The sequence below is a fragment of the Lysobacter sp. 05T417 genome, from assembly GCF_056396405.1.
In genome coordinates, this window is sequence record NZ_JBFTLK010000001.1 from 234,656 (window position 1) to 246,622 (window position 11,967).

Annotated in this window: 8 protein-coding genes; 5 read left to right on the forward strand and 3 right to left on the reverse strand. The window is 67.4% G+C overall.

Going from position 1 to position 11,967, the window contains the following annotated elements; all coding sequences use genetic code 11:
* Window positions 1-76: 76 nt before the first annotated feature.
* Genes AC1DER_RS00995 through AC1DER_RS01005 form a run of 3 tightly spaced genes read left to right on the forward strand, consistent with a single transcriptional unit; the run spans window position 77 to window position 7,985 of the window.
* A complete protein-coding gene (locus tag AC1DER_RS00995; protein WP_477357571.1) occupies window positions 77-5,593 on the forward strand; it encodes a HAMP domain-containing protein in 5,517 nt (1,838 codons plus the stop codon).
* Window positions 5,578-7,287, forward strand: coding sequence for a response regulator (locus AC1DER_RS01000; protein WP_477246604.1), 1,710 nt, complete (start codon window positions 5,578-5,580; stop codon window positions 7,285-7,287). Before AC1DER_RS00995 ends, AC1DER_RS01000 begins: the two co-directional genes overlap by 16 nt.
* Window positions 7,284-7,985 carry a sensor histidine kinase gene (locus AC1DER_RS01005; RefSeq protein WP_477246606.1) on the forward strand — a complete coding sequence of 234 codons (702 nt, stop codon included), beginning with the start codon at window positions 7,284-7,286 and terminating at the stop codon, window positions 7,983-7,985. The genes AC1DER_RS01000 and AC1DER_RS01005 overlap by 4 nt, the downstream gene beginning before the upstream one ends.
* Before the next feature lie 49 nt (window positions 7,986-8,034).
* On the opposite strand, the gene AC1DER_RS01010 is transcribed toward AC1DER_RS01005, so the two are convergent.
* Together AC1DER_RS01010 and AC1DER_RS01015 are read right to left on the reverse strand one after the other, a co-directional pair.
* On the reverse strand, window positions 8,035-8,934 hold the full coding sequence (locus AC1DER_RS01010) for an SDR family oxidoreductase (protein ID WP_477246609.1): 900 nt from the start codon (window positions 8,932-8,934) through the stop codon (window positions 8,035-8,037).
* 89 nt (window positions 8,935-9,023) lie between these two features.
* Window positions 9,024-9,767: an SDR family oxidoreductase gene (locus AC1DER_RS01015; RefSeq protein ID WP_477246611.1), complete on the reverse strand. Its 744-nt coding sequence runs from the start codon at window positions 9,765-9,767 to the stop codon at window positions 9,024-9,026.
* A gap of 132 nt (window positions 9,768-9,899) precedes the next feature.
* Between AC1DER_RS01015 and AC1DER_RS01020 the strand changes: the two genes are divergently transcribed.
* Entirely contained in the window at window positions 9,900-10,805 is a 906-nt protein-coding gene (locus AC1DER_RS01020) for a LysR family transcriptional regulator (RefSeq protein WP_477246613.1), read from the forward strand.
* Here AC1DER_RS01020 and AC1DER_RS01025 read toward each other — a convergent pair whose 3' ends face one another.
* Window positions 10,806-11,348 carry a DUF4136 domain-containing protein gene (locus AC1DER_RS01025; protein ID WP_441814490.1) on the reverse strand — a complete coding sequence of 181 codons (543 nt, stop codon included), beginning with the start codon at window positions 11,346-11,348 and terminating at the stop codon, window positions 10,806-10,808.
* 161 nt (window positions 11,349-11,509) lie between these two features.
* Here AC1DER_RS01025 and msrB point away from each other — a divergent pair, with 161 nt between their 5' ends.
* A complete protein-coding gene (gene msrB, locus AC1DER_RS01030; protein ID WP_477246615.1) occupies window positions 11,510-11,950 on the forward strand; it encodes a peptide-methionine (R)-S-oxide reductase MsrB in 441 nt (146 codons plus the stop codon).
* Window positions 11,951-11,967: the final 17 nt, after the last annotated feature.

Below are 11,967 nucleotides of genomic sequence, written 5' to 3' on the forward strand. Positions count from 1 at the left end.
TTCACGCACTGTGAATGCAGTCTCCCCACAGATGGGCTAGGGTGCGCGACGATCCAGGGACATCAGGGGGTGTCTGTTGGCAACGACAAGCAAGAAGACCGCGGCCACTGCCGGCACGAAGAAGGCGGCGGCCAGCGGCAAGAAGAAGGCTTCCGTGAAGGTCCAGGACAAGGTGCAGCCAACGCGCGAGGCGCCTGGCCGCGAGCCGCTCGAACTGCTGATCGAAAGCATGAATGCGGTGCTCGAAGGCGATTTCTCGGTGCGCCTGCCGCTGCATTGGGAGGGCCCGGAAGGACGCCTGGCGCATATTCTCAACGGCATCATCAGCCACAACCGGCGCCTGGCGGCAGAGTTGTCCCGGGTCGGCGATGCGGTCGGCCGCGAAGGCCAGACACGCCAGCGCATCGCCCCGGCCGACCGCCAGGGTGAGTGGGCCGGCATGGAGTTGTCGGTCAACCACCTGATCGACGACCTGGTCCGCCCGGTCGAGACCATGACCGAGGCGATGGCCGGCGTGGCCAAGGGCGACCTGACCCGGACCGTGCCGCTGGAGGCGGACGGACGCCCGCTGAAGGGCGAGTTCCTGCGCTCGGCGAACATCGTCAACCGCATGATCGAGCAGATGGGCGAGTTCAGCTCCGAGGTCACGCGCGTGGCGCTCGAAGTGGGCACTGCCGGTCGCCTGGGTGGACAGGCCAAGGTCAAGGGCGTGTCCGGTGTCTGGAAGGACCTGACCGACTCGGTCAACCAGATGGCGAGCAACCTGACCGCGCAGGTCCGCAACATCGCCGACGTCACCATCGCGGTGGCCAACGGCGACCTGTCGCGCAAGATCACCGTGGACGTGCGTGGCGAGATCCTGCAGTTGAAGGAGGCCATCAACACGATGGTCGACCAGCTCAACGGCTTCGCCGCGGAAGTCACGCGCGTGGCGCGCGAGGTCGGCACCGAGGGCAAGCTCGGCGGCCAGGCGATCGTGCCCGGCGTGGCCGGCACCTGGAAGGACCTGACCGACTCGGTCAACGCAATGGCGTCGAACCTGACGTCGCAGGTACGCAACATCGCCGAGGTGACCACGGCGGTGGCGCGCGGCGACCTGTCGCGCAAGATCACGGTGGACGTGCGCGGCGAGATCCGCGAACTCAAGGACACCATCAACACGATGGTGGACCAGCTCAATGGCTTCGCCGCCGAAGTCACGCGCGTGGCGCGCGAAGTCGGCACCGACGGCAAGCTCGGCGGCCAGGCCGAGGTGCCCGACGTCGCCGGCACCTGGAAGGACCTGACCGATCACGTCAACTCGATGGCGTCCAACCTGACCCTGCAGGTGCGCAACATCGCCGACGTGACCACGGCGGTGGCGAAGGGCGACCTGTCGCGCAAGATCACGGTGGACGTGCGCGGCGAGATCCTCGAGCTGAAGAACACCATCAACACGATGGTCGACCAGCTCAACGGTTTCGCCGCGGAAGTCACGCGCGTGGCGCGCGAAGTGGGTACAGAAGGCAAGCTCGGCGGCCAGGCGCTGGTGCCGGGTGTCGACGGCACCTGGAAGGACCTGACCGACTCGGTCAACGCGATGGGCTCCAACCTGACCTCGCAGGTGCGCAACATTGCCGAGGTGACCACGGCGGTGGCGCGCGGCGACCTGTCGCGCAAGATCACGGTGGACGTGCGCGGCGAGATCCGCGAACTCAAGGACACCATCAACACGATGGTGGACCAGCTCAACGGCTTCGCCGCGGAAGTCACGCGCGTGGCCCGCGAGGTCGGCACCGAAGGCAAGCTCGGTGGCCAGGCGCAGGTGCCCGGCGTGGCTGGTACGTGGAAGGACCTGACCGACTCGGTCAACCAGATGGCGTCGAACCTGACGCTGCAGGTGCGCAACATCGCCGACGTGACCACCGCGGTTGCGAAGGGCGATCTGTCGCGCAAGATCGGCGTGGACGTGAAGGGCGAGATCCTCGAGCTGAAGGACACCATCAACACCATGGTGGACCAGCTCAATGGCTTCGCCGCGGAAGTGACGCGCGTGGCGCGCGAAGTGGGCACCGAAGGCAAGCTCGGCGGCCAGGCGCAGGTGCCCGGCGTGGCCGGTACCTGGAAGGAGCTCACCGACAACGTCAACTCGATGGCGTCCAACCTGACCACGCAGGTGCGAAACATCGCCGAGGTGGCGACCTCGGTGGCGCGCGGTGACTTGTCGCGCAAGATCGCGGTGGACGCGCAGGGCGAGATCGCGCAGCTCAAGGACACCCTCAACACGATGGTGGACCAGCTCAACGGCTTCGCCGCGGAAGTCACGCGCGTGGCGCGCGAAGTGGGAACCGAAGGCAAGCTCGGCGGCCAGGCCACGGTGCCCGGCGTGGCCGGCACGTGGAAGGATCTCACCGACAACGTCAACTCGATGGCGTCGAACCTGACCACGCAGGTGCGCGGCATCGCCGCGGTGGTGACCGCGGTGGCCAAGGGCGACCTCGACAAGAAGCTGACGGTGGAAGCCAAGGGCGAGATCGCCGAACTGGCAGAAACCATCAACGGCATGACCCAGACCCTGGCCATCTTCGGCGACCAGGTCACCACGGTGGCGCGCGAAGTGGGCGTGGAAGGGCGCCTGGGCGGCCAGGCCAACGTGCCGGGAACCGCGGGCATCTGGGAGGACCTGACGGCCAACGTCAACCAGCTCGCGGCCAACCTCACCACGCAGGTGCGCGCAATTGCGGAAGTCGCCACCGCGGTGACCCAGGGCGACCTGACCCGCTCGATCCAGGTCGACGTGCGCGGCGAAGTCGCCGACCTGAAGGACAACATCAACGCGATGATCGGCACTCTGCGTGCCACCACCGAGAGCAACCGCGAGCAGGACTGGCTGAAGACCAACCTGGCCAAGTTCTCCAGCATGATGCAGGGCCAGCGCGACCTGATCACGCTCGGACAGATGCTGCTGTCGGAACTGGCGGGGCTGGTCGATGCCCAGCAGGGCGTGATGTACATCGTCGAGGAAGGCGCCGAGTGCGAGGCGCCGCGCCTGCGCCAGCTCGCTGGCTACGCCGATACGACGCCTGCCAGCAAGCGCACGCTGGAGTTCGGCGAAGGCCTGGTCGGGCAGTGCGCCAAGCAGGCGCGCCTGATCCTGATCCAGAACGTCGGCACCGACGTGGTGCAGATCCAGTCCGGCCTGCTGCAGGCCGTTCCGCGCAGCGTGATCGTGTTGCCGGTCTCGTTCGAAGACCAGATCAAGGCCGTCATCGAACTGGCCACGCTGGGCGAGTTCACGCCATCGCAGCGCGCCTTCCTCGAGCAGCTCTCGGGCAGCATCGGCATCGTCCTCAACACCATCGAGGCGACGATGCGTACCGAGCGCCTGCTGTCGCAGTCGCAGGAGCTGGCCAGCGAGCTGCAGTCGCAGCAGGACGAGCTGCAGCAGACCAACGAGGAGATCGCGCTGAAGGCCTCGCTGCTGGCCGCGCAGAAGGCCGAGGTCGAGCAGAAGAACCAGCAGATCGAACAGGCCCGCCGGGCGCTGGAAGAAAAGGCCGCGGAGCTGGCGCAGACCTCGCGCTACAAGTCCGAGTTCCTCGCCAACATGTCGCACGAGCTGCGCACGCCGCTCAACAGCATCCTGATCCTGGGACAGCAGCTGGCGGAGAACCCGGACGAGAACCTCACGCCGCGCCAGGTCGAGTTCGGCAAGACCATCCACGCCGCCGGCACGGACCTGCTGCACCTGATCAGCGACATCCTCGACCTGTCGAAGATCGAATCGGGCACGGTCACCATCGACATCGAGGACATCAGCTTCACCCACCTGCGCGAGAACCTCGACCGCGGTTTCCGCCACGAGGCCGAGCGCCGCGGGCTGGAGTTCGGCATCGGCATCTCGCCCGAACTCGGGCCGAAGCTGCGCTCGGATCCCAAGCGCCTGCAGCAGATTCTCAAGAACCTGCTGTCGAACGCCTTCAAGTTCACCGAGCAGGGCAGCGTCTGGTTGCGCGCGCAGGCCGTCACGCGCGGCTGGAGCGAGGACCATCCGGTGCTGTCGGCCAGCCCGGTCGTGCTGGCCATCGAGGTCAGCGATACCGGCATCGGCATTTCCCCGGAAAAGCAGCGCATCGTCTTCGAGGCGTTCCAGCAGGCCGACGCCGGCACCTCGCGCAAGTACGGCGGCACCGGGCTTGGCCTGGCGATCAGCCGCGAGATCGCCGGACTGCTCGGAGGCGAACTGAGGCTGCACAGCGTCGAAGGCCAGGGCAGCACGTTCACGCTGTACCTGCCGCTGCGCTATTCGGGTACCCGCGAAAATCCCGCAAGCAGCAGGCCGGGCCACCTGCGCGGAGAGCTCGCCGCTGCCGTGTCGAGCGACACTGCCGCGGCGAACGCCGAGGCAGTCGAGGACGACCGCCACACGCTCAATGCCAAGACTCCGACCCTGCTGGTCGTGGAGGACGACGCCAACTACGCAACCGTACTGCGCGACCTTGCCCGTTCGCGCGGCTTCCAGGTGCTGGTGGCCAGCCGTGGCGCCGACGCGCTGCGCCTGGTCCGCGAATACCGCCCGAGCGCCATCACCCTGGACATCTACCTGCCCGACATGCTCGGCTGGACCGTCCTGGCCCGCCTCAAGCAGGACGCTTCGACGCGCCACATCCCGGTGCAGATCGTCACGGTGGAGGAGGGACGCCACCACAGCATCGAGCGCGGCGCGTTCTCCTACCTGCCCAAGCCGTCCTCGACCGAATCGATCGGCGACGCGCTGCAGCGGATCAAGGACTACACCGTGCCGCGGGTCAAGCGGCTGCTCGTGGTCGAGGACGACGCCGCCGAGCAGCTGAGCATTGTCGAGCTGTTGCGCCACGACGACGTCGAGATCGACACGGTCGGCACCGGCGAAGATGCCCTGTCCGCACTCGCCAATGGTCAGTACGACTGCGCCGTGCTGGATCTGAGATTGCCGGACATGAGCGGCTTCGACCTGCTCGAGGGCATCCACAGCGACGAGCGGTTGAAGCAATTGCCCATCGTGGTCTTCACCGGCAAGGACCTCAGCGCCGAGGAGGACGAACGCCTGCGTCGCGTCGCCAAGAGCGTGGTGCTCAAGGGTGTGGAGTCGCCCGAGCGACTGCTCGACGAGACCGCGCTGTTCCTGCACCGCGTCATCGACAACCTGCCGCCGGCCAAACAGCGCATGGTCCGCAGCCTGCACGAATCCGACGAGGCGCTGCGCGGCAAGAACGTCCTCGTCGTCGACGACGACATCCGCAACATCTTCGCCCTGTCGAGCGTGCTGGAGCGGCATGGCATGGCGGTGGCGACGGCCAGCAACGGTCGCGACGCGATCGCCCGTGTCGGCGACGGCTCGCAGCTGGACCTGGTGCTGATGGACATCATGATGCCGGGGCTGGACGGCTACGACACCATGCGCGCCATCCGTGCGCAGCCTGATCGCCGCACCCTGCCGATCATCGCCCTGACCGCCAAGGCGATGAAGGGCGACCGCGAGAAATGCCTGGAGGCGGGCGCATCGGACTACCTGGCCAAGCCGGTGGTGACCGACCAGTTGCTGGGAGTGCTGCGGCAATGGCTTCAGCGCTGACCGTCGCCGCGCAGGCGCGGGCGAAGATCCTGCTGGTCGATGACCAGCCCGGGCGCCTGATGACCTACCACGCCATCCTCGACCCGCTGGAAGAGGAGCTGGTGGACGCCCATTCCGGCCTCGATGCCCTGAAGCTGCTGATGCAGGACGAGTACGCGGTGATCCTGCTCGACGTGAACATGCCGGGCATGGACGGCTTCGAAACCGCGAGCCTGATCCATCAGCACCCGCGTTTCGAGAACACGCCGATCATCTTCGTCACGGCCGTCAATGTCAGCGACCTCGACCGCCTGCGCGGCTACAAGCTGGGAGCGGTGGACTACATCATGGTGCCGGTGATTCCGGAGATCATGCGCAGCAAGGTCTCGGTGCTGGTCGAGCTTTACCGCAAGCGGCGCGAGTTGCAGGTCCTCAACGACAGTCTCTCGGCAGCGAACCAGACGCTGCAGATGGAAAAGGCATTGGAGCTGGAGCAGCTCAACGCCTCGCTGCGCGACGCCAACGAGGCATTGGCGGCGCGCAACTTCCAGCTGCTGACCGAGAACGCCGAGCGGATGAAGGCCGAAGCGCGCCTGCGCGAGGCCGACCAGCGCAAGAACGAATTCCTCGCCACCCTGGCGCACGAACTGCGCAACCCGCTGGCGCCGTTGCAGAACGCGCTGGCATTGCGACGGATGGGTGCGCCCGGCGAAGACCATCCGCTGCTGGACATGATGGAACGCCAGGTCGCCCTGCTGGTGCGGCTGATCGACGACCTGTTCGACATTGCCCGCATCTCGCGCGGCAAGCTCAACCTCAAGCGCGGCCCGGTCGTGCTGCAGGATGCGATCAGCGTGGCCATCGACAGTGCACGGCCATGGATGGAGCACGGCGGCCACTCCTTCAGCCTGGTGCTGCCCGATGAACCGATCCGCCTGCATGCCGACCAGGCGCGGCTTTCGCAGGTCTTCGCCAACTTGTTGAACAACGCCGCCAAGTATTCCGACCCGGGTGGCCGGATCGAACTGGGCGCCGACATCGATGGCAATGAGATCCGCGTGTGGGTGCGCGACGATGGCATCGGACTGGCGCCGGACCAGCTGGAAGTGGTGTTCGAGAGCTTCCACCAGGTCGACTCGACCGTGGAGCGCAGCCATGGCGGTCTTGGGATCGGGCTGACGCTGGTGCAGCGCCTGGCCGAGATGCACGAAGGTCGCGTCGAGGTCAGCAGCGCCGGCCTGGGTCGAGGCTGCACGTTCACGGTGCGCCTGCCCGTCGCGACACAGGCGTTCGTGCCGGACGCAGTGGCGGCACCGGCGCCTGAGCCGGCAGGCTCCCGGCGCATGCTGGTGGTCGACGACAACCGCGATTCGGCCGACACCATGGCGGCGATGCTCCGGCTGCTGGGCCAGGAAGCCAGGGCGATCTACGATCCGCATCTGGTCGACGAAGAGCTGCGCGAGTTCGCCCCGGAAGTCGTTTTCCTGGATGTGGGCATGCCCGGTCGCAGTGGTTACGACATTGCCCGTTCGATTCGCGACAGCGGCCAGGACCAGATCGTCATCGTTGCAGTGACCGGCTGGGGACAGCCCGAAGACCGGCAGCGCACCTCGAATGCGGGCTTCGACCATCACCTGGTCAAGCCGCCGGATATCGGCGCCATCCGGCAGATCTGCCAGCAACGGGGCCGGCCAATGACAGGTGAGACGCGATGAGTGGGACCACACCTGCATGGATGGGCAAATGGGCCCACGACCTGCGCGAACCGCTCTCGCCGATGCAGTCGGCGCTGTACCTGCTGCGGTACGGCGAAAGCGAAGGCGCCGAGCGCGACGAGCTGTTCGATCTGATCGATCGCCAGATCCGCCGCCTGGTGTCGATGATCGACGAGGTCAATGACTGGGTCCGTGCCGACCAGGGGCGATTGCTGCATATCCGCGGCCCGGTGGAACTGCAACTGCTGATCGAAGGCTGCCTGAGCGCGGCCGGCGCGTCTGCCGTGGACATCGGGGTCGAGTACCGCGACGGCGCCGATCGCGCGCGCATCAACGGCGATGCATCGAGGCTGGCCAGTCTGTTCTCGACCATGCTGTGGCTGATGTCGTCGCCGTCGCCCGACGTGGGCGCCAAAGCCGGCGTCGCGCCCGCACGCGCGGTCGTGTCCCTCGATCGCGAGGCCGGATCGATTCTGTTCGAAGGGCCGCTGCTGCGTGCTTCCGGCATCCGCGGATCGATCGCCAACCTGTTCGCCGAGCCACAACCTGCGTCCATGGGCGACGGACTGGGGCTGCGTGCCGTCATCGCGCTGGCGATCGCGCAGGGGCATGGCGGCGAACTGGTGCTGCTGGAAGACGCATCGGACACGCCGATGCTGCGCCTGAGCCTGCCGCTGCTGGACGAGGAAGCGGAGTAGGCGGCGATTGCCCGGGAGCCGTCAGCGACGGCCCCCGGGTCGGGTCGCATCAGCCCTGCGCGTGCGGCGTCAGCAGGTCCGACAAGCCAACGCGGTTCAACATTTCGGCGCGCAGCCGGTCGGTCACGCTGAACCCGACATCGGCGCCATCGGCGGCCGGGTCGACGTGCACGCGGAATGGCCGCTTGCCGAACGGCGCCGCCACGGTGGCCACGATCGCCTCGGCGACCAGCGAGGCATCCGCATCGGCCGGCACGATCTCGGCAAACGCCTGCTGCACCTGGCCACCGAAACCGGCGTAGGGGCCGGCGTCGTACTCGGCCAGGCGCGCCGCGTCGGCCGGCTGTCCGCTGTGGGCGAAGTGGTTGGTGCCGCTGGTGAACGCACCCGGGACGATGATCGAGGTTTCGATGCCCCAGCGCGACAGCTCGCGTGCGTACTGCACCGCGATCGCGTCCATGGCCGCCTTGGCGCCGAAATAAGGTGCAAGGTACGGCGGCGTGCCACCGGCGACGCTGCTGCTCGATACCCAGACCACCAGGCCCTTGCGTTGCTGGCGCAGGTGCGGCAGCGCGGCACGGTTGACGCGCTGCGTGCTCAGCACGTTGACATCGTAGAGCTGCGCGTACTGTTCGGCGGTGAAGGCTTCGGCCGGGCCGAACGCCATGTGGCCGGCGTTGTGGATCAGCACGTCGATGCGACCGGCTTCGGCGATGACCTGCGCGATCGCCTGGTCGACCGAATCCTGCGATTGCACGTCCATGTCGACGGTGCGCAGGTCTACTCCGTGCTGCTGCGAGAAAGCCTTCATCTGTTCGACGATCGCGGCGTTGCGGCCGGTGGTGTTGCGCATCGAGGCATAGACCGTGTGGCCGGCGCGCGCGAGCGCCTCGGCGCTGAGGCGGCCGAAACCGCTGGAGGCGCCAGTGATGACGATGACGTTGTTCATGGGGTTCTCCTGGCACGGGCATCGGGCGTGGGCCGCGATGCGCCGTTGAAGTGGGGTGTGGGACGCGGGGTGTGTGGGGTGTGTGGCGATCAGATGATTCCGCCGTTGGCGCGCAGGACCTGGCCATTGATCCATGCACCGTCCGGGCCGGCGAGGAAGGCCACCGCGGCGGCGATGTCGGCCGGCTCGCCAAGGCGTTCCAGCGGCGCTTGCTTGGCCAAGCGATCGATGACTTCCTGCGGCTTGCCTTCGAGGAAGAGGCGGGTGGCGGTCGGGCCGGGCGCCACCGAGTTGACGGTGATGCTGCGGCCGCGCAGTTCCTTGGTCAGCACCTGGCTCATCGCTTCGACCGCAGCCTTGGTAGCGGCGTAGACACCGTAGGTGGCCGGCGTCAGGCCGACCACGCTGCTCGACAGGTTGATGATGCGGCCGCCGTCACGCAGGCGCCGGGCGGCTTCGCGCAGGGTGTTGAAGGTGCCCTTGAGGTTGACGGCGACCTGGCTGTCGAACAGCGCGTCGTCGCTGTCGACCAGCGCGGCCAGGCGCATGATGCCGGCGTTGTTGACCAGCACATCGACGCCACCGAAGGCGGCCTGCGCGGCTTCGAACATGCGCGCGACCGCGCCGGCATCGGCGACATCGGCCTGGGCGCTGATGGCCCGGCCACCGGCCTGCTCGATCTTCGCGACCAGGGCTTCGGCTTCGTCCGGGGACCCGGCGTAGTTGACGACGACGGTGAAGCCGTCGGCGGCGAGGCGCTCGGCAATGGCGGCGCCGATGCCACGGGAGGCGCCGGTGACGAGGGCGGTTCTGGGGGTGGAGGACGCGTTCATGGGAGGACTCCTTGGGGCGGCGGCCACCGGGATTGGCGGCGTGGAAGTAGTCTGCCGAGGCCCGATCTGGAGATAATCCCCTCAGGAGTGGTATTACTGTTTCCGCAGAGCGAACAATAGGGCGCCGATAGCATGGACCGGTTCGATGTCATGCGGCTGTTCGCCAGGATCGTCGAGCGACGCAGCTTCACCCAGGCCGCGCACGACATGGACGTGCCGCGCTCGACCTGCACCAAGGTCATCCACGACCTCGAAGCGCGGCTCGGCGCGCGGCTGCTGCAGCGCACGACCCGCGTGGTGCGGCCGACGCTGGATGGCGAGGCCTACTACCGGCGTTGCCTGGGCATCCTCGACGACATCGAGGACGCCGACGGCGTGTTCCGCAACGCGGCGCCGAAAGGCGTGTTGAGGGTCGAGGTGCAGGGCACCATCGCGCGTCATTTCCTGGTGCCGGCATTGCCGGCATTCTTCGAGCGTTATCCGGACATCGAACTGTCGATGAGCGAAAGCGACCGCTGGGTCGATCTGGTGCAGGAGGGCGTGGACTGCGCACTGCGCTATGGCCAGTTGCGCGACAGCGAACTGGTGGCCAGGCAGGTCGGGGTGCTCGAGCGCATCACCGTCGCCACCCCGGAGTACCTCGCGCGCCATGGCACACCGCGAACCATCGACGAGCTCGATGGCCACCTCGTCGTGGGACTGCGTTCGATTTCCACCGGTCATGTCACGCCGATGACGTTCGGCCAGGGCGACGGCGGGCGAACCGTGTCGCTGCCGTGCCGATTGTCGGTCACCGGCACCGAGAGCTATCTGGCAGGAATCCGCCTGGGCCTGGGGATGGCGCAGGTGCCGCGCTTCCATATCGAGGCGGAGCTGCGCAGCGGCGCACTGGTGCAGTTGCTCGCCGAGACACCGCCACCATCGGCGCCGGTATCACTGCTTTATTCGCGCACGCGCCAGCTGTCGCCGCGCGTGCGCGTGTTCCTGGACTGGGCGGCGCGCGAGTTCGCGCAGCGCCTGGCCGGGCAGGGTGACTGACTACTTGGTCTTCGGCGTCGGCGGGAAGCTGGCGAACATCTTGTCCAGGCCCTTGTCGAGACCGGCCGCGGCCTTGTCGGGGTTGCTCGGCACGGTGCCGCTGGCAGTGCCGCGCCAGATCGCCTGCTTGGACTTGGCGTCGAACATGTCGACCACCAGCGTGCCAACGTCGTAGGTGCGAACCGTGGTCGAGGCGTTGCCCATCCCCATGCCGCCGCCCCAACCGCCGCGCCATCCCCAGCCACCCATGCCGGTGCCGGTGTAGAAGGTATCGAGCGACTGCTTCTGCGACCTCGAGATGTTGGCCGCGACGGCGACATCGCCGCCTTCGGCGAGCGTCCAGCCCTTGGCCTGCAGGCGCGCATCGATGCCTGCGACGATGCGCTGCTGCATCAGCGGCGAGCCGCCCTCGGGTTTCATCGCCCAGTAGTAGGTCTTGTATGCGGCGAAGTTGGCCGCCGGGTCAGAGTCGGTGGTGACCTTGGGCGTGGCCGCAACTGCGACGAACGAGACCAGTGCCAGGGACAGGGCAAGCGCTTTCATGGGAACACCTAGGGGGTTGCGATCAGCGCAGATCAGGCACCAGATCGCGTGGTCCGGACGTGAACAGTCCTGAGGATCGCTGGCTGCCGCGGCAGGGTATTGGGGTCCGGCCAGGCGCCCCCATTTCGGTGGGGCGTTCCCTTCCTCCCCGGAGAATCTGCATGAGCGAGTACCGCAAGACCCCCGAAGCCGTCGCCAGGCTGACCCCCGAGCAGTACCGGGTCACCCAGGAGGGCGCGACCGAGCGTCCCGGCACCGGTGAGTACCTGCACAACGACCGGGCAGGCATCTATGTCGACATCGTCTCCGGCGAGCCGTTGTTTGCCTCGTCGGCCAAGTTCGATTCGGGTTGTGGCTGGCCCAGTTTCACCAAGCCGATCGGACCGATCACCGAGCTGCGCGACATCTCGCACGGGATGATCCGCACCGAGGTGCGTTCGGCGCAGGGCGACAGCCATCTGGGGCATGTGTTCGACGACGGTCCGCGCGATCGCGGCGGGCTGCGCTACTGCATCAACTCGGCGTCGCTGCGCTTCGTCCCGCGCGAGGAGATGGAAGCGGCCGGTTACGGTGCCTGGATCGACCAGGTCGAGGACGTCTGATCGCTGCATCGCGCGCA